Source organism: Pseudomonas sp. WJP1 (assembly GCF_028471945.1).
GTDB lineage: Bacteria > Pseudomonadota > Gammaproteobacteria > Pseudomonadales > Pseudomonadaceae > Aquipseudomonas.
Genome location: NZ_CP110128.1, coordinates 2,550,339 through 2,570,695, shown reverse-complemented (window position 1 = coordinate 2,570,695; position 20,357 = coordinate 2,550,339). Strand labels below are relative to the sequence as shown.

Sequence of the window (20,357 nt, the reverse complement as noted above, 5' to 3'; positions counted from 1 at the left end):
GGCGCCTGGCCAGGAGGCCGGCGCTTATTGGTATTCGTCAGAAGGCAAAACACGAGCAGCCGAAGGCGCCCCAGAAACCGGCGAAATCACTGACCGGCGCATTCGACAGGCGTGCCCGCTCATGGCTGTGGGAATGCACCGCACACGGCCCGCTGCACTGGTGAACCTGGGCCTGCAACGGCGAATTCGGCCGCCAATGGCCCGGGACTTTCACCACTGGCGACCAGTCCGGCAGCACCGGCACGCTCGCTGGCCCAAGCTTTTCGAAATCACCGGCGGCGTACACCACCTTGCCGCCGACCACGGTCAGCACCGACTCGATCCACTTGATCGCTTCTTCGTCGACGCTGAAAAAGTCCGCGCTCAATGCCGCCACGTCCGCCAGTTGCCCGACCTTGATCTGGCCTTTCTTGCCCTGCTCGGAGGAGAACCAGGCGCTGCCGTGGGTGAACAGTTCCAGCGCGGTCTGCCGCGACAGGCCCTCGGCGTGTAATGCCAGGCCACCCACGGTGCGACCGCTGACCATCCAGTACAGCGAGGTCCAGGGGTTGTAGCTCGACACCCGCGTGGCGTCGGTACCGGCACCGACCGGCACACCTTCAGCGAGCATGCGTTTGATCGGTGGCGTGGCTTCGGCGGCCTTGGCACCGTAGCGTTCGACGAAATATTCGCCCTGGAACGCCATGCGATCCTGAATCGCGATGCCGCCACCCAACGCCCTCACCCGCTCGATGTTCCGGGGAGTGATGGTTTCGGCATGGTCGAAGAACCACGGCAAACCGTTGAACGGAATGTCTCGGTTGACCTTCTCGAACACGTCGAGCATGCGGCTGATGGATTCGTCGTAGGTGGCGTGCAAACGGAACGGCCAGCGCTGCTCGACCAGGTGGCGCACCACCGGCTCCAGTTCGTCTTCCATGCTTTGTGGCAGGTCCGGACGCGGTTCGAGGAAGTCTTCGAAATCCGCCGCCGAGAACACCAGCATTTCCCCGGCGCCGTTGTGCCGCAGGTAGTCGTCGCCCTGGTGCAACTTGACGCTGCCGGTCCAGTTCTGGAAATCCGCCAGCTCTTCCTTGGGCTTTTGGGTAAACAGGTTGTAGGCGATGCGAATGGTCAGCTGCTGGTCCTTGGCCAACTGCTCGATCACCTGGTAGTCGTCCGGATAATTCTGGAAACCACCGCCGGCATCGATGGCGCTGGTCAGGCCCAGGCGATTGAGTTCGCGCATGAACTGGCGCGTCGAGTTGACCTGATACTCCAGCGGCAACTTCGGCCCCTTGGCCAGGGTCGAGTACAGGATCATCGCGTTGGGGCGCGCCACCAGCATGCCGGTGGGGTTGCCATTGGCATCGCGCACGATCTCGCCACCTGGCGGGTTCGGTGTGTCGCGGGTGTAGCCGGCCACGCGCAAGGCCGCGCGGTTGAGCAAGGCCCGGTCGTACAGGTGCAGGACAAACACCGGGGTGTCCGGCGCGGCCTGGTTGAGTTCTTCGAGGGTCGGCATGCGCTTTTCAGCGAACTGGAATTCGTTCCAGCCCCCCACCACCCGCACCCATTGCGGCGTCGGTGTGCGGTCGGCCTGCTCCTTGAGCATGCGCAGCGCATCGGCCAGCGACGGCACGCCTTCCCAGCGCAGTTCGAGGTTGTAGTTCAAGCCACCACGGATCAGGTGCAAGTGCGAGTCGTTGAGGCCGGGAATCACGCAACGGCCCTTGAGGTCGATCACTTGCGTGCCCGAGCCACGCAACGCCATGGCTTCGGCATCGCTGCCGACCGCGACAAAGCGGCCATCACGGATGGCTACCGCAGTGGCGTGTGGGTTCTCACGGTCGACGGTATGAAATTGGCCATTGAACAGAATCAGATCGGCGTTCATCGCGTTTCCTTGGGCGAAGTGGATGAGGACAGCCAGGGCGCGAACAAGCGCGTCGCCATCGGCATGAACAGGTACACCACCGACAGCACGATGGTCAGGGTGATCAGGAAGGTCGCGACCACGTAATGGGAGAGAAAGGCGTTGAGTTGCAACAACGGCCCCCAGAGCAACGGCACCAACAACGTGTGCGGCAGGATCACCAGCAGCGTGACCACGGCCTGCTTCCAGCGCGGCGCCGGCGAGCCCGACTCGGCCTGCGGGGTAAACCAGAACTCGTTGAGCGGATTGACCTCGGTCTGGTCGCCGTCGGCCAGCATCGGCGTGGCTTCCTTGACCAGCGCCTGGCGTTGCGACGAATCGAGCCAGCGCTGCATTGCGTCGGTAGAGCAAAAGCGCAAGACGCAGGTGTACATATCGAGCCCGGCATTCTTGCCGCGCATCACATCCACGCCCAGGTGCCCCTCCTGCTGTCCGGCGATACTGACAATGTTGCGCAGCCAGGCTTCGTAGGGCACTTCAAAACCGGCCTTGACCCGGTGTTTGATGACCAGGGTCACGACTTCCTCGAAAGGCGAGTCGGGCACGTTGGAATCAGGCATGACGCAGGGCTCCGGCGAGACAATATTGGGGGGCGAACAAACAACCGCAGGGGGTTGATTGCTGGTATTGAGTTGGATGGTGCCGGGGCGGGGAAGGAAAAAATTGGATGTACGTGCTGTTTTTGCGGGGGACGCGAATCCACAGAACGGGACAGGCCCTTGCTCGCAATGGCGGAGTGTCAGCCGATATCACTGTTGAATGACACACTGTCATCGCGAGCAGGCTCACTCCTACAGTAGATCAGGTACAGCCGTAAGAGATTGGTCGGTTGTCAGGCCGCCATCGCTGGCAAGCCAGCTCCCACAGGGGATGGGTACATCTGCCAGATGTTGGTCGGCTGTGAGGCCGCATTCGCGAGCAAGCCCGCTCCCACAGGAGATTGGGTGCATCCAGAAAGGTATAGTCGGCTGTCAGGCCGCCATCGCGAGCAGGCTCACTCCTACAGTGGATCGGCGCACATCCACCCGCTCTTCACCACTCATCAGGCCGAGCGTTAGCTCGCCTTCAGCTTTTGATCTTGATCTTGATCTGCCGGCCCCTTCGGGAGGCTGAGTGGAGGTGTTCATCCGGGGATTGGCGCGCAGCGCCGTTCGACGGAGTCGAACACATCGCATGTAGGTGCCAGCGAAGCCAACCGGAGGGCGATGCCCCCGGATGAATGCCGGAGCGAAGGAACGCCGAGCCCTAGCGAGGGGCCGGACGCTTGGGGCGAGCCTTTTTTTGCTTACTTTTTTTTGGCGTTTGAAAAAAAAGTGAGTCGCCGTAAGGGCGAAACCGCCTGCGGCCGTTACCGCAGCAACGGATATGTACTCAAACAACCAGCAACCTGGTCGGCTACCAGGCCGCCAAGGTCAAGCCGGAACCGCCAAAGGCTCAGACATGAACTGACTGATCCGCGACCGCAACCAGCGCTCCGCCGGATCATTGTCATGCACCCCGCTCCACGCCATCGACAACTGCGCCGCCGCAATCTCGAACGGCGGATCTTCAGCGCGCAATCCACACCCCTCCACCAACGCGCAAGCGGCATAATCGGGCACCGTGGCAATCATCTCGGTGCCGGCGAGCAACGCGCGCAAACCACTGAACTGCGGCACCCCCAACACCACACGGCGGGTGCGGCCAACCTTCGCCAGATCCAGGTCGATATTGCCGCTCAGGTCCCCGGAAAACGAGACCATCGCATGGGGACGCGCACAGTATTCATCCAGGCTCAGCGTCCCCGGTCGCTTGTCACCGCGCAGCACCTTGCAGGGAATATCCCGCAGTTTCTTGCGCTTGGCATTGGCCGGCAGGTCGGTGGTGTAGCTGACGCCCACGGAGATCTCCCCCGACGCCAGCAAGGCCGGCATCAACAGGTAATTGGCCCGGCGTACGACCACGACAATGCCCGGCGCTTCTTCCTGCAGCTTGCTAAGCAGTGGCGGAAACAAGCCGAACTCGGCATCGTCCGACAGGCCAATGCGAAACACATCGCAACTGGTCGCCGGGTCGAATTCCTTGGCCCGACTGACCGCACCGGAAATGGTGTCCATCGCCGGTTGCAGCTCCTTGAGAATCGCCACTGCCCGCGCCGTCGGCTCCATGCTTCTACCGTTGCGCAACAGCAAGGGGTCGTCGAACAGATCGCGCAACCGCCCCAGGGCCGCACTCACGGCCGGCTGGCCCATGAACAGTTTTTCCGCAACGCGGGTCAGGTTCTTCTCGAACATCAAGGCTTCGAAAATCACCAACAGGTTCATGTCGACGCGGCGCAAATCGTTACGGTTCATAGGCACGGTTCCTTTTTGTGTTGAGCCAGGCGCAAGGCAGATTGTGTCTGACTTTACCCAAGACTGCCCGCCCCGGACGAGGAATTAACAACGTTTAACTCGCACGCCAGAGCCCTGGAGTTCAAGAATGAAGCCTACCGACACGGACATTCGCCATGGCTCAGTTGCAGCAAAGCGCCGCCCGCGCGGCAGTCGCGCAAACACAAGGCAAAAGCACCAGCGGCCTCAGCCCGCAGCGTGAACGGTTGGTCAAGCGACTGATCCTCGAGCGCCTCGGCGAAACCCTGCAAGTGACCGAACTGGCCGAGGCCTGTTCGTTGTCGCGCAGTCATTTCTCCCGTGCGTTCAAATGCAGCACCGGTTGTTCGCCCCAGGAATGGATCCGCCAACAACGCATCGCCCGGGCCAAGCTGCTGATCCAGCACACTGACCTGAGCCTGACGCAGATCAGCCTCGAATGCGGCTTCTGCGACCAGGCGCACTTCTGCCACATGTTCACCCGCAGCGAAGGCATCAATCCGTTTGCCTGGCGTTGCCGCACAGTACGTGCCCTCCCCACCTCACCCGCACAAACAATTGCGCAGTAGCCGGCGATGGCGACCTCACGGGCGCCATCGCGACGTACATCAACCCTTGAGGAAGGCCAGCAGATCGGCGTTGAGCTGATCCTTGTGGGTGTCGGTCAAGCCATGGGGCGCGCCAGGGTAGACCTTCAGCTGCGACCCTTTCACCAGCGCTGACGCAGCGATACCCGCGGCCTCGATCGGCACCACCTGGTCGGCGTCGCCGTGCACCACCAGCGTCGGCACGTCGAACTTCTTCAGGTCTTCGGTGAAGTCGGTTTCCGAGAAGGCCTTGATGCAGTCGTAGGCGTTCTTGTGGCCGGCGGTCATGCCCTGCATCCAGAACCAGTCGATCATGCCCTGGGACGGCGTGGCGCCAGGTTGGTTGAAGCCGAAGAACGGGCCGCTGGCGAGGTCCTTGTACAGCTGCGAGCGATCCACCAGCGACGCCTGGCGAATGCCGTCGAACACTTCGATCGGCAGGCCGCCGGGATTGGCGTCGGTCCTGAGCATCAGCGGCGGCACCGAGGAAATCAGCCCGGCCTTGGCCACCCGTTCGGTGCCGTGACGCCCGATATAACGCGCCACTTCGCCGCCACCGGTGGAGAAGCCGAACAGCACGACGTTGTGCAAGTCAAGATGGTCGATCAGTTGCGCCAGGTCATCGGCGTAGGTGTCCATGTCGTTGCCAAACCACGGCTGGCTGGAACGGCCGTGCCCACGGCGGTCGTGGGCGATAACGCGGTAACCCTGGTCGGCCAGGAACAACATCTGCGATTCCCAACTGTCGGCATTGAGCGGCCAACCGTGACTGAAGACGATCGGCTGACCGGTCCCCCAGTCCTTGAAATAGATCTCGGTGCCGTCGCGGGTGGTGAACGTACTCATGGGGCGTGCTCCTTACGTGGGGTTTGAGTCAATCAATCGGATGCGCGGCCCATTCGTTCGGCCAGCCGCGCCACGCGCTCGCCCAGGTGTGCCGCGGTGCAGCGGTCCTCGGCGGGAGGTGCCAGGTCGGGGGACTGTTCGACATTCGACTGGGCCATGGCGCCCAACGAACTGCCCAGCCGGTTCATTTGCCCCTCGAACACGCCCGTGGCGGAGCGTGCGGGCAGCAGGTCGAGGCCAACCCAGATCATCGAATGCTGGGCGGCGAACACCGCCATCTGCAGCAAGGTGTTGAGTTTGTCGCCGCACAGGCAGCCGGAATTGGTAAAGCCGGCCGCCAGTTTGTCGCGCCACGGTTGCGCCAGGTAAAACGCCGCCGTGGCCTCCATGAAGGCCTTGAAGGCCGCCGAAGCGCTGCCCATGTAGGTCGGCGCACCGAAAATGATCGCATCGGCGTGGTGCAGACACGCCCAGTGTTCGTCCACGTCTTCGACGGCAATGAGTTGGCAGGTGCTGCCCACGTGCCGTTGCACACCCTGGGCCACGGCTTCGGCCATGACCCGGGTGTGCCCGTAACCGCTGTGATAGACCACCACCACCTTGCTCATTTCCGGCGTCCTTTGTGGGCGTGAGCTGGCTTCCACACGACCGGTGGAAGTTGAAGAGGCAGAGTTTTGGGCGTAGACCGGACGCACGACGAGTTAAACGTTGTTAATTTTCCCTGGCACGGCAAAAGTCCCGACGGAACGGTTTACCGCGTCCCCGACCAATGTTCACGGGACGCCCGGCTTTACCTGATACTCAACATTCAATGCACTTGAACAACAGTCACCCGCGCAGCGCATTGCACGGCGGCAAAAACCTGAGGAATATGCTCGAAAAGCGCGTTCCAGACGCATGCATGCAGGAGTGACCCGTTGACCTTCGCCCCCGAACAGGCTGTGCATTTCGGCCCCTACAGGATCTACCCCGGACAACGTCTGGTGATGGAATCCGAGCGCCCCCTGCGCCTGGGCCGACGCGCCATGGACATCCTGTTGATCCTGCTGGAACACGCCGGGAAGGTGGTCAGCAAGCAAGACCTGATGGCGCAAATCTGGCCCGACAGCGTGGTGGAAGAGATCAACCTGCGGGTGCACATGGCCGCTCTGCGCAAAGCCCTCGGTGACGGTCAGGCCGGCCAGCGCTACATCGTCACCGTGGCCCAGCGCGGCTACAGCTTTGTTGCGCCGTGTTCGCTGGGACATGCCGGGCAAGGCCCACAAAGCGACACCGTTGAATCGAGTGGCCACAACCTGCCCTTGCGTCGCACCCGCCTGATCGGCCGCCAGGTGCTGGTCGACAGCCTGATGGCGCACCTGCCACGGCAGCGCTTCATCACACTCGTCGGCCCCGGCGGCATCGGCAAGACCACCGTCGCCCTGCGCGTTGCCGAGCAACTGATCGGCCGCTACCGCGACGGCATCCGCCTGCTGGACCTGACGCCGATCAACGATCCGTCGATGATCAGCGGTCATCTGGCGGCCGTGCTGGAACTGTCCCTGCACGACAGCGAACCGATGAACAGCCTCGCCACGTTCCTGCGCGACCGGCATATGTTGCTGGTGATCGACAACTGCGAACACCTGATCGACAGCGTGGCGCTGTTGTGTGAAAGCCTGCTGAGAGGCGCGCCACAGGTGCATATCCTGGCCACCAGCCGCGAGAGCCTGCGCGCCGAGGGTGAATTCGTGCAGCGCCTGGAATCACTGGACTGCCCCCCGCCCATCGCCGTGCTGGACCGCACCCAGGCCCTGGGTTTTTCCGCGCTGCAGCTGTTTGTCGAGCGGGCCATGGCCAACCACGACAACTTTGAGCTGACCGACGCCCAATTGCCGCTGGTGATCGACATCTGCCGGCGCCTGGACGGCATTCCGCTGGCCCTGGAACTGGCGGCTGCGCAAGTCGCGAACCTTGGCCTGCAGGGTTTGCTGACGCAATTGCAGGAACGTTTTCGTCTGCTCACCCACAGCAGCCAGACGACCCTGGGCCGGCATCAGACGCTGCGCACGACGCTGGACTGGAGCTTCAACCTGCTCAATGCCTGCGAACAAACCTGCCTGCGTCGACTGGGCATCTTCCGCGGTGGCTTCACCCTGGAATCGGCAGCGGCGGTGATCGTTGGCGAACACATTGAACCGCGCGAGGTGTTTGGCTCGATCACGCAACTGGTGGCCAAGTCGCTGCTGAACGTGGACGTCGGGGACGAAGAGGTGTTCTACCGCCTGCTCGACACCACCCGCAGTTATGCGCTGGAAAAACTCGAACAGAGCGCTGAACTGCCCGCCACCCGCGACCGCCACGCCCAAAGATGCCTGGCCCTGATGCAGCAGGCTCAGAACGACTGGGAACAGATTCCCACCGGGCAGTGGATCGAACGTTATGCCCGCGGCTTGCAAGACATCCGTGCGGCGCTCGACTGGGGGCTGTCCGCGTCAGGGCCGCATGCGCTGGCCATCCGCCTGACCGCGACGTCCACGCCGCTGTGGCAGGAACTGTCGCTGCTCAACGAGTACGGCGGTTATGTGCGCAAGGCCCTGACGCTGCTCGATGCAGCGCCAGAACCCTGCCCACAACTGAAAATGCTGCTGAAACTGGCCCTGGGCAGCACCTGTTACCACGCCCAGGGCGGCACTGCCGAAACCATCGAAGCCTTCGTCAGCGCCCGGGCCCTTGCCAATCAGTGCAACGACGTGGCCGGACAATTGCGCGCCGTTTCCGGGCACCTGGCGGTCAACCTCAGTTGCGGCCATTATCAAATGGCCCTGGAACAGAGCGAGCAATTCGACCGACTGGGGCTGCATCGCGACGCGGCGCTGTCCTTGAGCACCCATCGCTTGCGCGTGCTGACCCTGCACTTTGCCGGCGATCAGCAACGGGCGCGGATGAACGCCGAAGAGGTGATCCAGCGCATGGCCCACAGCGGCCATCTCAACCGCTTCACCCACGGGTTTGGCGTGCAGTACGACCAGAGCGTGGCGGCCCTGACCATCCTTGCCCGCATCCTCTGGGTCCAGGGCCAACCCGAGCAAGCCTGGCGTACGGCCCGGCAGGCGCTGGACGTTGCGCTGCAGATCAACCATGGCACATCGATCTGCTACACCCTGGCGCTGTCGGGTTGCCTGATCGCCCATTACAACGGCGACGGCCAAACCGCTCGCGAACTCTTGCGCCTGTTGCTGGAACAAGCGCAGAAACACTCGGTGCTGCTGTTCTACACCTGGGCGCGCCACTATGCGCAGGTCATCGACAGTGCCGAGGCCCCTGCGCTGCCTCGCCCGGGTGTGGGTCTGATCAAGGAAATCATGGTCACCCTCGACAGCGGCCTGGTCGATGACGATTTGCTGCAACGCGCCGAGACCGGCGTGGCAGGCTGGAGCACCGCGGAGATTCTGCGGGCCAGGGCCAATGCTTTGCTGGCTGCCGAGTGCCCGGTAAAAAACTGTGCCGCCGAGACCCTGTTGATCAAGGCACTCAACGTGGCAAAAGCCCAGGGCGCCCTGGCCTGGGAGCTGCGCAGCGCCACCTCGCTGGCGCGGCTTTGGCAGCGCCAGGGCCGCTACCGCCAAGCCCGGGAGCTGCTGTCGCCGATCTACCAGCGGTTTACCGAAGGCCATGCCACGCCGGACCTGGTCGCTGTGCAGCGGTTACTCGGCGAGCTGCAGGCTCACCTGCCTGGCTGAAGGTCGGCGGGTATGACTGACGTAGCCGGCGTAGCGCATTTCGAAGGTGCGCAACGCCCCGCTCTGTTCGAGTTTTTCCAGGGCATAACAGCGTGTCGTGTTGAGGAAGCGATAGCGGGTCACGCCGCGGACCAGCTCCAGCGACAGCAGCGATTTATGCGCCAGGCCTTCCATGACGCCGGCCAGACTGGACGGCGGCAGCATCGCGCAACTGATCACGGCCATCGCCGCGTCCATTGTGAACGCCGACTTGAACACCGCCAGACGCTGCAACACCGTTTGCTCCATCGGTGTCAGCCGCTCATAGCTCCAGTCCAGGGCCGCCTTCAGGGTCTGGTGCCGCGGGACTGCCGTGCGTCGCCCCTGGGTCAGCATCTGAAAGCAGTTATCCAGTTGCGCTTGCATTCCCACCAGCGCCAGCGCATCGATCTGCGCCGCCGCCAGCTCGATGGCCAAGGGCAAACCATCGAGTCGCCGACAGATTTCGCGCACGGCCTTGAGGTCCTGCTCACGCAGGGCAAATCCTTGCTGGCGGGCGCGGGCACGGCTGACGAACAACTGCACCGCCGAATAGCCCATGAATTCATCGAGACTGCACAATGCCGACGCGGGTGGTACCAGCAACGGCGGCAAAGGCAGGAGTGTTTCGTCGCTGGCTCGCAGCGGTTCACGGCTGGTGACGAGAATCGACAAGCGAGGTGCCGAATTCAGCAGCGCCTCGACCAGTGTCCGGCAACCTTCAAGCAGGTGTTCGCAATTGTCGAAAACCAGCAATGCATGCCATTGTCCCAACGCGTCCAGGGGCGTGCCGATGCCCAGCTGCAAGGTGCGCTTCAGATGATCGACCAGCTGCGCCGGGTCATCGATCATCGCCAGATCCACCCGCCACACGCCATCGCGATAGTGCTGCAACAGCAATTCGGCGACTCGCAGGGCAACGGTGGTCTTGCCGATGCCACAGGGCCCGACCAGGGTCATGCAACGGCGCACCGGCAACTGCCGCACCAGGCTGCCGACGATGGCATCGCGACCGGTGACGGGCGTGAGTCGCGCCGGCAGATTGTGTGGAGGAGCCGCAACGGCGTCGCGGGTCAAAGGCGTAAGCTCCATCGCCTGGCGCACCGGCGCGACAAAGCTGTAGCCACGCTCGGGAACAGTGGCGATGTAGCAATGCCCGTCCTGCCCATCACGAAATGCCCGACGCAGCGCCGCAATATGCACGCGCAAGTTGATTTCCTCGACCACCGACCTCGGCCAGACCCGGGCAATCAGCTCGCCCTTGCTGACCACCGAGCCTGCATGCTCGAGCAGCACCTGCAAGATATCCAGTGCGCGCCCGCCCAGGCGCAACGGTTGATCACCTTCCAACACCAGTCGTTGATGGAGGTGGAACGCGTAGGGGCCGAAGTGCAGCACCGTGTCGCTGGTTGGGTTTGTAAGGCTGTTCATCCACGTTCACCCGCTGGAAACCTGCCCGGCACGTGAGGCCATCCAGGCTCCGTACCTTCCTTGCAATGAGTTCAGCGGTATCTTGGCAGGCCCGGGTGACGGTACAACAGCCACGTGGGGAGCGTCACGGCCATTAGGGTGCGCACTACGGACATGGGCGCTAGCTGAATTGTTCGCGGTACTGGCTCGGGGTCAGGCCGAGCTTTTCAGCGAACAGGAAACGCATGTGGCGCACGCTGCCAAAGCCGCTTTTGAACGCCACGGTCTTGAGCGGCAAGTCACCGGTTTCAAGCAGGTTCCTGGCGCAGTCGATGCGTGCGCTTTGCAGGAACTCCATGGGTGTCATGTTCACTTCCCGGGCAAAGACCCTGGCGAAATGCCGCGGGCTCATGTTGGCGAGGCCAGCCATGCGTTCAATGCTGAAGGTTTCGTCCAGGTGTTCGAGCACATGGTTCTGCACCCGGGTGATGGCCGTTTCATGGGGGGCCACCGCCGCCATCAACGGGCTGAACTGCGCCTGGCCACCCTGGCGTTTCATGACTACCAACAACACCTTGGCCACGTCCTGGGCGACCTTCTTGCCATGGTCCTGGGCGACTACCGCCAGCGCCAGGTCAATGCCGGCGGTGACGCCGCCGGAAGTGATGAGGTTGCGGTCCTCGACGTAAATCCGGTCGGTCTCAACCGTCGCCCTGGGGAATGCCTTGATCAGGCGTTCGGTGTAATGCCAGTGGGTAGTCACGCGATAGCCGTCGAGCAAACCGGCGTGCCCCAGCACAAACGCTCCGGTGCAGATCGAGCCATAGGCCTTCGATCGACTGACGTTGCGCTTGAGCCACTCGAGCAAGGGCGGATGTTTTTCGTTGTAGGCACCGGGACCACCGGGTACCAGCAACAAATCGAAGCCATCACAGGCCTGCTCGACAGGAAGGTCCGCCTGCACCTTCACGCCATTGGACGCCCGCAGTGCGCCGGGCTCGGTGCCAATGGTCGTCAGCACGTAGTGGTCGGCGGGCTTGAGATAACGATTGGCAATGGAAAACACCTCCATGGGCCCGGCCATGTCGAGCAGGAGAAAGTCGGGGAACAACACCATTGCTACGGTTTTCATGGGTTCAAAATCACTGGAATCAAAAAAGGAATGCTTACACCGCCCCCTGTAGGAGTGAGCCTGCTCGCGATAGCGGTCTAACCGTCACATTCATCGTGGAATGTGACATCGCTTCGCGAGCAGGCTCGCTCCCACAAGGTCAATGCTGTGCAGTATGCCGAAGTGTGGACCGAGCGTCGTCCGTACATTACTGTCAACCTGAAGGAGACAGTATTTCAGTTTTCATCTACTTATTGCATCAATCGATTAACATTAACCTTCTCCTCACTCGGACGAATCAACGTCCCCACAGGAGATTTCATCATGCTGACCCTTCGCAAAGCATCGGATCGTGGCCTGGCCAATCACGGTTGGCTGAAGTCGTTCCATACCTTTTCCTTCGCCAGCTACCGCAACCCGAAAGAACAGGGTTTTTCCGATCTGCTGGTGATCAACGATGACCGCGTGGCCGCCGGCAAAGGCTTCGGCCAGCACCCGCACCGCGACATGGAGATTTTCTCCTATGTGCTCGAGGGCGCGCTGGAACACAAGGACACCCTGGGAACCGGCTCGGTGATCCGTCCTGGCGATGTGCAGTTGATGAGCGCCGGCAGCGGCGTGGCGCACAGCGAGTACAACCACTCGGACTCGCGGCCCGTGCACTTCCTGCAAATCTGGATCGTCCCGGACGTCAGCGGTGCCAAGCCCCGCTATCAGCAAGAACATTTCAGCACCCAGAAGAAACGCGGTCGCCTGCAATTGATCATCTCCCCCGACGGCGCCCAGGGCTCGCTGAAAGTGCGCCAGGATGCACGGGTGTATGCCGGCCTGATCGATGGCAAGGAAAGTGCCACGCTGGAACTGGCGGCCAATCGCTATGCCTACGTGCATGTGGCTCGCGGTCGCGTCGAACTCAACGGCGTGCCGATGCAGGAAGGCGACGGTGTGCGGATTCGCGAAGAACAGCTGCTGACCTTGAACAATGGGGTGGATGCTGAAGTACTGGTGTTCGACCTGCGGCCGCAAGAGCTGCCGGAAATGCCGTAATCTCACGCCGATACATTGGCCCCGGAAAACCCTTCGACAATCTCCTCGATCACCACACGGACCCTCGCGGTATGTCGAAGGTCCGCGTGGGTCACCAGCCACACGTCATACGGCAACGTCCGCGTGCGCTCCGGCCACAGTCGGACCAGCCCATCTTTCTGCCCGACGTACACCGAAATTTCCCCGATCCCGATCCCCTCGGCAATGGATCGCCGCACCAGCAGGCTGGAATTCAGGCTCGCGGCGATCCGCCCGCGCACCACAGGTTCGTTGACCAGCGTCATGTCCTTGCCAGCCTGCAAATACGGCTGATACACCACCAGGTCGTGCCCTTCGAATGCCGACCCCGGCTCGGGTATACCGTGGGCATCCACATAGGCTCGCGAGGCGAACAGGCCCACCGGCCAACGGGCGATTCGCCGGGCGATGAGGTCCGGGTTGTCCGGCCGGGTATTGCGCACGGCGATGTCGGCTTCGCGCTTGGCCAGGCTGAGGATTTGTGTCGAAGCGTCCAATTGCACCCGCACGTCGGGGTGACGTTGATGCAGGCGAGCGACGGCCGGGATCAGGAAGTCGATGGCCAGTGAGTCGGTGGTGGTCACGCGCACCGTGCCCGTCAGCCGGTCATCGAGGCCCTGGATACGCCGCTGCAGTTCCAGCGCCGAATGCTCCATCTTCTCGACCGCGCGCATGGCCGCTTCGCCCACGGCGGTCAGCGCATACCCGTCGGAGGTACGCAGGAACAGCGTGGCGCTCAACGATTTTTCCAGCGCAGTGATGCGCCGACCGACCGTGGCCTGATCGACACCCAACACCCGCGCGGCACCGCGCAGCGTTGACTCGCGGCAGACCGCGAGAAATACCCGTGCGTCATCCCAATTCATGGGCTTCTCCCTCCGATGCATTTACGCATCACCATAACGCGAATTCGCTGCGTAAGTGCATCAGTAAAGGTGGTTAAGCTGTTCACCAGTGAAAAACTAGCAGGAGAGCATCCATGCCCAGTCCCTCGAACACCCCACGCAACGCGTTCTGGCTGCCGATCCTTGCCGGCCTGTGCGCCAGCCTGGTCAGCATTGGCCTGGCGCGTTTTGCCTATACGCCGCTGATCCCCTCGCTGATCCAGGCCCACTGGTTTTCCGCCGGCGACGTGGTGTACCTCGGCGCCGCAAACCTGGTGGGCTACCTGGTCGGGGCACTGATCGGCCATCCGTTGGCCCGTCGCACGTCCAACAAAACCGCGCTGCGCCTGATGATGCTGGCGGTCACCCTGTCGTTCTTCGCCTGCGCTTTTCCCTTGTCCATGAGCTGGTTCTTCGGCTGGCGCTTGCTCTCGGGCGTTGCCGGCGGCGCGATCATGGTGCTGGTGGCGGCTACGGTACTGCCCCATGTGCCGGCCTCACGCAAAGGCCTGGCCAGTGGTGCGATCTTTCTCGGCATAGGGCTGGGTATCGCCGGGTCGGGAACGATCGTCCCGCCGCTGTTGAGTCTGGGCCTGCAGCAAACCTGGTTGGGCCTCGGCTTGCTGGCACTGGTCCTGACCGCCATCAGCTGGTTTGGCTGGCCGTCGGCGGCACCCCAGGCCACGATGACCGCGACAACCCACACCACGCCGACCCGCACCCACCCGGGTGTCTACCTGCTGTTCGCCCAATACGCACTCATGGCCGCGGGGCTGGTGCCGGCCATGGTGTTCCTGGTGGATTACGTGGCGCGCGGCCTCGGCGCCGGGCAACACATCGGCGCGCTGATCTGGGTGATGTACGGCCTCGGCGCGATTATCGGGCCGGTGAGCTATGGTTTTCTTGCGGATCAACTGGGCGCGAAGCCGAGTATCCGCCTGGTGCTGGTGGTGCAGGCGATTGCCGTGGCCCTGCTGTCGGTCTCCAGCTCCTTCGCGACATTGGCTGTGCTGGCACTGATCCTCGGCTCGTTCCCACCGGGCATCGTGCCGTTGGCATTGGCGCGGGTTCACGAACTGGTCCCCGGGCATCATCAGCAACAGGTGGTGTGGAGTCGCGCCACGGTGTCCTTCGCCACCTTCCAGGCCATTTCCGGGTTCGCTTATTCGGCCCTGTTCAATGCCAGCGGCGGCCACCATGGACTGATGTTCGTGATTGCGGCCGGGGCGATTGTCGTGGCGTTGTTGCTGGAGTTGGCCGCGCGCTTGATGAATCGACCTGACCCTCTGGTTCAGGCCAGTTGCCCATGAAGCTCAAAAGATTCTCGAAACAGGAATATGAAATGAATTTGCCTAAAGACATGACCCTGATTGAAATCACCCAACCGGGTGGCCCTGAAGTCCTGCAACCGCGCCAGGTGGCAGTGCCCACGGCGGGGGTCGGTGAAGTGCTGATCCGCGTGCACGCCGCCGGGGTCAATCGCCCCGACGTGATCCAGCGCGCCGGCAAGTACCCGATGAAACCCGGCATGAACCCGATTCCGGGGCTGGAAGTGGCCGGTGAAGTGGTCGCCGTGGGCGCGAACGTCAGCGACTTTATCGTCGGCGACAAGGTCTGTGCGCTGACCAATGGCGGCGGCTATGCCCAGTACTGCGTAGTCCCGGCCAGCCAGGCCCTGCCGATACCCGAAGGCATGGACTGGGTGCAGGCGGCGGCGGTGCCGGAGACCTTCTTTACCGTGTGGGCCAATCTGTTCGACATGGGCGGCGCCAGCAAGGGCCAGCACGCGCTGATCCACGGCGGCACCAGCGGCATCGGCACCACCGCGTTGATGTTGTGCCGCGAATTCGGCATCAAGGCATTCGCCACCGCGGGCAGTGAGCAAAAGTGCGCGGTCATCCGCCAATTGGGCGCCGAAGCGATCAACTATCGCGATCAGGACTTCGTCCAGGTCATCCAGGAAAAAACCGCCGGCAAGGGCGTCAATGTCATCCTCGACATCATGGGCGGTTCGTACCTGAACCAGAACATCGCGGCATTGGGCATGGAAGGTCGGCTGGTGATGCTGGGCTTCCTCGGCGGCGCTTTCGCCAAGGAGGTCGACCTGTTGGCGATCCTGGGCAAACGCGCCACGATCACCGGGTCGTTGTTGCGTGCCCGCACCCGGGAAGAAAAAGCCTCGATCGCCGAACAGTTGCGCGAATACGTATGGCCGGTGCTCGCGGCCGGGCGTTGCCTGCCGATGATCGACCAGGTTTACGCGCTCACCGAGGCGGCGCAGGCACATGCGCGGATGGAGGCCGGCGACCACATCGGCAAGATCGTGCTGCGCGTGGACTAAAGAGCCGAGCAAAAAACCTGTAGGAGTGAGCCCTGCTCGCGATGGCGGAGTGTCAGACAACATCGATGTCGACTGACACACCGCCATCGTCGGAACGCCGCCCGGAGCCGGGCTCACTTCCACAAGTCGCATTTTTCCCCATCCCGCGGGCGCATCTGTTAAAACGCGGACTTCATGTCCGTACCGGTGAGCCACCCGATGCCCTCTGCCCTCCTCACCCGTCTGCGCCTGCGCTGGCTGCCGCTACTGTGCATGGCCGCGCTGATCGTCGGCCTGCCGGTGGGTTGCGGCGCACTCCAGTACAAAGAGCGCGAGCTGCTGTTTCGCGTCGAACCGGGCACGGCCGGCTGGTATCGCGGTTTGCCTCGGGATGTGCAGGAGTTCGACATCAAGCCCGCCGATTTCAAGGCCGGGCAAAACCTGCATGCCTGGTGGTGGCCGGCTGCGCGCCGCGACGCGCCGTCGATCCTCTACCTGCATGGCGTGCGCTGGAACCTGACTGGCCAGGCCTTTCGCATCGAGCAGTTGCGGGCCATGGGCTATTCAGTGCTGGCGATTGACTATCGCGGGTTCGGACAGAGCCAGGGTGATTTGCCCTCGGAAGCCAGCGTTTACGAAGATGCCCGGGCCGCCTGGGAACGTTTCACAACGATGCAACCGGACGCCAGCAAACGGCTGATCTACGGCCACTCCCTGGGCGGTGCGGTGGCCATCGACCTGGCGGCGGACCTGGCCGCCCAGGCGAAAAAGGCAAAAAGCCCGGTCCCGGTGCGCGGCCTGGTGATCGAGTCCACCTTCACCTCCCTTGGCGATGCCGTCACCGAAGTGGCGGGCAACAACTTGCCGGTAAACTGGCTACCGGTACGCTGGTTGCTGTCGCAGAAGTTCGACTCCATCGACAAGATCGTCGACATCGACATGCCATTGCTGGTGGTCCATGGCCTGGCCGATCAGTTCATGCCGTCGCGGTTCAGCCAGCAGTTGTTCAATGCGGCCAACGAACCCAAGCGCCTGTTGCTGATACCCGGCGGCACGCACAACAACAGCATGAGCCTGGGCGGCAGCCAGTATCGCCAGGCACTGGAAGGCCTGATGCGGGCAAGACCGCAGATCGCCGGGCCGACGACTTCACGGGGCGACCAGGATTCCTGAGGATTATCGATAGCCCCGCGCCTGCAGGTCGAACAACTGCGCATAACGCCCGCCTGCCGTGACCAGCGTGGCATGATCGCCGCGTTCAAGGATGCGGCCTTGATCCAGCACGATGATGTGGTCGGCGTTGCGCACGCTGGAAAAACGGTGGGATATCAGCAGGGTCATGCGGCCTTGGGTGTGCTGGCTGAAATGCTCGAACACCGCCGCTTCCGCCGCCGGGTCGAGTGCCGAGGTCGGCTCGTCGAGGATCAGGATATCGGCGTCGCGGCGCATGTAGGCCCGCGACAGGGCGATTTTCTGCCACTGCCCGCCAGACAGCTCCAGCCCACCGGCAAACCAGCGCCCCAACTGCGTGGCGTAGCCGCGATCGAGCCGCTCGATGAACGGCGCGGCCATACCTTCGGCGGCGGCTTGCTGCCAGCGCTGCTCATCCTTGAACGCCAGTGTGTCGCCCACGCCGATGTTCTCGCCTACGGAGAACTGGTAGCGAATATAGTCCTGGAAGATCACCCCAATTCGCCGGCGCAGTGCATCTTCCTCCCAGGCCTGCAGATCGCTGCCGTCCAGCAGGATGCGGCCTTGATCGGGACGGTACAGCCGGGTCAACAGCTTGATCAGCGTGGTCTTGCCCGAACCGTTCTCCCCCACCAGCGCCACACTGTGCCCGGGCACCAGGTGCAGGTCGATGCCTGTCAGTGCAGCGCGACTGGCACCCGGGTAACGGAAGCCAACGTTCTCGAAGCGCAAGCCATCACTAGGCACCGCGCCCACCGTCAGATGGCCGGTGTCGGCAACCACGGGTTCGGCCAGGTATTCATAGAGGCTCGACAGGTAGAGGCCATCCTCGTACAGACCGCTGATGGCGCTCAGGCTGCTGCTCACCGCCGCCTGTCCCTGCTTGAACAACACCAGGTACATGGTCATCTGGCCGAGGCTGATGCTGCCGTGGACGGCATCGACCACCACCCAGGCATAAGCCAGGTAGAACGCTGCGGTGCCGAGCAGGCCGAGGACAAATCCCCAGCCATCGCGACGCAGGGTCAGCCGCCGGTCCTCGGCATAAAGTTTGGCAAAGGTGTCGCGGTAACGCTGCAACAGCAGCGGCGCGAAACCGAACAGCTTGACCTCCTTGATATAGCCCTCGTGGGAAAGTAGCGTCTCGATGTAGTTCTGTTGCCGACTCTCCGGCGCGCGGCGGGTAAACAGGCGAAAGGCATCGCCGGAAAAGTGCGCCTCGGCAAAAAATACCGGCAACGCGCCGACCACCAGCAACACCAGCGCCCAGGGCGAAAAATGCACCAACAGCACACCGAAGCTGATCAACACGATCATGTTCTGGATCAGCCCCAGCGACTTCATCACCAACGCCAACGGCCGGGTCGAGGCTTCGCGGCGAACCCGCACCAGCTTGTCGTAGAACTCCGAATTCTCGAACTGCACCAGCGATAACGTCTGGGCCTTTTCCAGAATCATCGTGTTGACCTTCTGCCCCAGCTGCACCCGCAACAGCGACTGCTGTACCGACAGCGCCCGCTGGGCGCCGGACAGCAAGGCCAGCACACCCGCCTCCAGCAGCACATAGCGCACCACCGGCCACAACGGCGCACTGCCCTGCTGCGCGTGCAATTGCATGGCGAAAACCACGGCGTCGACGATGCGCTGGCCCAGCCACGCCGCCAGCGCCGGAAGCACACCGGCAATCAGCGTTGCCAGCACCAGGCCGAGGAACAAACCGCGTGAGGTGCCCCAGACCAGCAGCAAGGCACGCCGCGACTGGTCGAGTAACGAAGTGAAGCGGGCAAAAACCGGGCTCACGCCAAAGGCTCCGCCGGGTCGAGCCGTTCCCCCTGAAACCGCGCCCGATACCGTCCCGGACTCTCCCCCGTCCACTTCTTGAACGCCCGGTGGAACGCACTCGGCTCCTGGAAACCCAGTTGTTCGGCGATATCGCCGATGCTGGCCTGGCTCTCGCGCAACTGTTCGAATGCCACCGCGCGTCGTACTTCGTCTTTGATCTCCTGATAGGAACAGCCTTCGCGCTCCAGTTTGCGGCGGAAGGTGCTGGGGCTCAGGTGCTGTTCGAGGGCAAAGGCCTGCAGGGTCGGCCACTGGCTGTAGTGGGTGTTGCGCAAGCGTTGGTGTACCTGGGAAGCCAGGCCGTGCTGGTTGCGAAAGCGGATCACCAGCCATTGTGGCGCGGTGCGCAGGAACACTTTGAGCGACGCCAGGTCCTGGACCACCGGCAGGCGCAGGTAATGGCTGGCGAACTCGATTTCGGTGCGCTCGGCGCCAAAGGTCAGGTTCGGCCCCCAGAGCAGACGGTCGTCGCTGAGTGACAGGCGTGCATGGCGAAAGTCCGCGCGGTCGATCGGGATGCGCCTTCCGCCCAGCCAGCAGAGCAGGCTGATCATCAACACCAGGAACGTCTCTTCGCCGAAACGGCTGACGTCTTCGTTGACCGCCTGGCTGTCCAGGCTGATGACCGCCCGTTTGCCGCGCACGGTCAGCGTGCCGCGAAAGTCCTGGAGGAACAGGGCGAAGTTGGCCAGGCACTGGCGCATGGCCTTGTGCAGGTCGGGCTCCTGAATCAAGGCGCGGCAAATCAGGGCGAATGCGCCCGGCGGCATGCCATGGGAGTCGAGCCCAAAGAACTCGTCATTCAGCTCGCGGATCTGAATCAGCCACAACGCCGCAAAAGCATTGGCCGACACCCGCGCCGTGGGGTCCTGCATCAGCGCCGGATCGATTCCGGCCTGTTCCAGCACAGCCCGTACACGCTGTGGATCGTCTCCCAGCCCGTGGATCATCGCCTGCACGAAGTAGGCGGCTACCGAGTCCTTTTCCCGCATGCGAACGCTTCGCTCCCCATCACCCGAAATGGCAAAAAACATCAGTGCCGTTGAACAGTTTCGGCATAGGCCAACCACCGTGCCGGCTCTAGACTCGTGGCAA

At 62.9% G+C, this 20,357-nt stretch carries 16 protein-coding genes; 6 read left to right on the top strand and 10 right to left on the bottom strand.

Going from position 1 to position 20,357, the window contains the following annotated elements; all coding sequences use genetic code 11:
- Window positions 1-37 precede the first annotated feature (37 nt).
- The 3 genes from OH720_RS11685 to OH720_RS11675 form a co-directional block, all read right to left on the bottom strand.
- Window positions 38-1,876 (bottom strand): amidohydrolase, encoded by a 1,839-nt coding sequence (locus tag OH720_RS11685; protein ID WP_272605728.1) that lies wholly within the window; start codon window positions 1,874-1,876, stop codon window positions 38-40.
- Complete coding sequence (locus tag OH720_RS11680) at window positions 1,873-2,475, bottom strand: antibiotic biosynthesis monooxygenase (RefSeq protein ID WP_272605727.1); 603 nt, start codon at window positions 2,473-2,475, stop codon at window positions 1,873-1,875. Before OH720_RS11680 ends, OH720_RS11685 begins: the two co-directional genes overlap by 4 nt.
- Before the next feature lie 852 nt (window positions 2,476-3,327).
- Complete coding sequence (locus tag OH720_RS11675) at window positions 3,328-4,248, bottom strand: LysR family transcriptional regulator (RefSeq protein WP_272605726.1); 921 nt, start codon at window positions 4,246-4,248, stop codon at window positions 3,328-3,330.
- 155 nt (window positions 4,249-4,403) lie between these two features.
- Between OH720_RS11675 and OH720_RS11670 the strand changes: the two genes are divergently transcribed.
- Entirely contained in the window at window positions 4,404-4,835 is a 432-nt protein-coding gene (locus OH720_RS11670; protein WP_272605725.1) for a helix-turn-helix domain-containing protein, read from the top strand.
- Window positions 4,836-4,874: 39 nt separating this feature from the next.
- Here OH720_RS11670 and OH720_RS11665 read toward each other — a convergent pair whose 3' ends face one another.
- Both OH720_RS11665 and OH720_RS11660 read right to left on the bottom strand, forming a co-directional pair.
- A complete protein-coding gene (locus OH720_RS11665) occupies window positions 4,875-5,699 on the bottom strand; it encodes an alpha/beta fold hydrolase (RefSeq protein ID WP_272605724.1) in 825 nt (274 codons plus the stop codon).
- Window positions 5,700-5,731: 32 nt separating this feature from the next.
- Complete coding sequence (locus OH720_RS11660) at window positions 5,732-6,307, bottom strand: flavodoxin family protein (protein ID WP_272605723.1); 576 nt, start codon at window positions 6,305-6,307, stop codon at window positions 5,732-5,734.
- Between the two features lie 309 nt (window positions 6,308-6,616).
- Between OH720_RS11660 and OH720_RS11655 the strand changes: the two genes are divergently transcribed.
- Window positions 6,617-9,421 (top strand): ATP-binding protein, encoded by a 2,805-nt coding sequence (locus tag OH720_RS11655; RefSeq protein WP_272605722.1) that lies wholly within the window; start codon window positions 6,617-6,619, stop codon window positions 9,419-9,421.
- Here the strand turns inward: OH720_RS11655 and OH720_RS11650 are convergent.
- Entirely contained in the window at window positions 9,386-10,870 is a 1,485-nt protein-coding gene (locus OH720_RS11650) for an ATP-binding protein (RefSeq protein WP_272605721.1), read from the bottom strand. The genes OH720_RS11655 and OH720_RS11650 overlap by 36 nt on opposite strands.
- A 160-nt stretch (window positions 10,871-11,030) precedes the next feature.
- On the bottom strand, window positions 11,031-11,981 hold the full coding sequence (locus OH720_RS11645; protein WP_272605720.1) for a GlxA family transcriptional regulator: 951 nt from the start codon (window positions 11,979-11,981) through the stop codon (window positions 11,031-11,033).
- 303 nt (window positions 11,982-12,284) lie between these two features.
- Here OH720_RS11645 and OH720_RS11640 point away from each other — a divergent pair, with 303 nt between their 5' ends.
- Window positions 12,285-13,007 carry a pirin family protein gene (locus OH720_RS11640; RefSeq protein WP_272605719.1) on the top strand — a complete coding sequence of 241 codons (723 nt, stop codon included), beginning with the start codon at window positions 12,285-12,287 and terminating at the stop codon, window positions 13,005-13,007.
- Between the two features lie 2 nt (window positions 13,008-13,009).
- On the opposite strand, the gene OH720_RS11635 is transcribed toward OH720_RS11640, so the two are convergent.
- Window positions 13,010-13,891 (bottom strand): LysR family transcriptional regulator, encoded by an 882-nt coding sequence (locus tag OH720_RS11635; RefSeq protein WP_272605718.1) that lies wholly within the window; start codon window positions 13,889-13,891, stop codon window positions 13,010-13,012.
- 113 nt (window positions 13,892-14,004) lie between these two features.
- On the opposite strand from OH720_RS11635, the gene OH720_RS11630 reads away from it, so the two are divergent.
- The 3 genes from OH720_RS11630 to OH720_RS11620 all read left to right on the top strand — a co-directional run bounded on the left by OH720_RS11630 (window position 14,005) and on the right by OH720_RS11620 (window position 17,402).
- Window positions 14,005-15,219: a YbfB/YjiJ family MFS transporter gene (locus OH720_RS11630; protein ID WP_272605717.1), complete on the top strand. Its 1,215-nt coding sequence runs from the start codon at window positions 14,005-14,007 to the stop codon at window positions 15,217-15,219.
- A 32-nt stretch (window positions 15,220-15,251) separates the two neighbouring features.
- Window positions 15,252-16,250 (top strand): NAD(P)H-quinone oxidoreductase, encoded by a 999-nt coding sequence (locus OH720_RS11625; protein ID WP_272605716.1) that lies wholly within the window; start codon window positions 15,252-15,254, stop codon window positions 16,248-16,250.
- Between the two features lie 198 nt (window positions 16,251-16,448).
- The gene (locus OH720_RS11620; RefSeq protein ID WP_272605715.1) at window positions 16,449-17,402 is read left to right on the top strand and encodes an alpha/beta hydrolase; all 954 of its coding nucleotides are present in this window, start codon (window positions 16,449-16,451) and stop codon (window positions 17,400-17,402) included.
- 3 nt (window positions 17,403-17,405) lie between these two features.
- On the opposite strand, the gene OH720_RS11615 is transcribed toward OH720_RS11620, so the two are convergent.
- Complete coding sequence (locus tag OH720_RS11615) at window positions 17,406-19,220, bottom strand: ABC transporter ATP-binding protein (protein WP_272605714.1); 1,815 nt, start codon at window positions 19,218-19,220, stop codon at window positions 17,406-17,408.
- Entirely contained in the window at window positions 19,217-20,254 is a 1,038-nt protein-coding gene (locus OH720_RS11610; protein WP_272605713.1) for an AraC family transcriptional regulator, read from the bottom strand. The genes OH720_RS11615 and OH720_RS11610 overlap by 4 nt, the downstream gene beginning before the upstream one ends.
- Window positions 20,255-20,357 lie beyond the last annotated feature (103 nt).

Excerpts from the sequence above, each read along its gene's own strand:
- OH720_RS11635 (WP_272605718.1), bottom strand. The coding sequence starts at position 13,891 with ATGAATTGGGATGACGCACGGGTATTTCTCGCGGTCTGCCGCGAGTCA.
- OH720_RS11620 (WP_272605715.1), top strand. The coding sequence starts at position 16,449 with ATGCCCTCTGCCCTCCTCACCCGTCTGCGCCTGCGCTGGCTGCCGCTA.
- OH720_RS11680 (WP_272605727.1), bottom strand. The coding sequence starts at position 2,475 with ATGCCTGATTCCAACGTGCCCGACTCGCCTTTCGAGGAAGTCGTGACC.
- OH720_RS11670 (WP_272605725.1), top strand. The coding sequence starts at position 4,404 with ATGGCTCAGTTGCAGCAAAGCGCCGCCCGCGCGGCAGTCGCGCAAACA.
- OH720_RS11630 (WP_272605717.1), top strand. The coding sequence starts at position 14,005 with ATGCCCAGTCCCTCGAACACCCCACGCAACGCGTTCTGGCTGCCGATC.
- OH720_RS11645 (WP_272605720.1), bottom strand. The coding sequence starts at position 11,981 with ATGAAAACCGTAGCAATGGTGTTGTTCCCCGACTTTCTCCTGCTCGAC.
- OH720_RS11660 (WP_272605723.1), bottom strand. The coding sequence starts at position 6,307 with ATGAGCAAGGTGGTGGTGGTCTATCACAGCGGTTACGGGCACACCCGG.
- OH720_RS11685 (WP_272605728.1), bottom strand. The coding sequence starts at position 1,876 with ATGAACGCCGATCTGATTCTGTTCAATGGCCAATTTCATACCGTCGAC.
- OH720_RS11625 (WP_272605716.1), top strand. The coding sequence starts at position 15,252 with ATGAATTTGCCTAAAGACATGACCCTGATTGAAATCACCCAACCGGGT.
- OH720_RS11650 (WP_272605721.1), bottom strand. The coding sequence starts at position 10,870 with ATGAACAGCCTTACAAACCCAACCAGCGACACGGTGCTGCACTTCGGC.
- OH720_RS11610 (WP_272605713.1), bottom strand. The coding sequence starts at position 20,254 with ATGCGGGAAAAGGACTCGGTAGCCGCCTACTTCGTGCAGGCGATGATC.
- OH720_RS11665 (WP_272605724.1), bottom strand. The coding sequence starts at position 5,699 with ATGAGTACGTTCACCACCCGCGACGGCACCGAGATCTATTTCAAGGAC.
- OH720_RS11640 (WP_272605719.1), top strand. The coding sequence starts at position 12,285 with ATGCTGACCCTTCGCAAAGCATCGGATCGTGGCCTGGCCAATCACGGT.
- OH720_RS11675 (WP_272605726.1), bottom strand. The coding sequence starts at position 4,248 with ATGAACCGTAACGATTTGCGCCGCGTCGACATGAACCTGTTGGTGATT.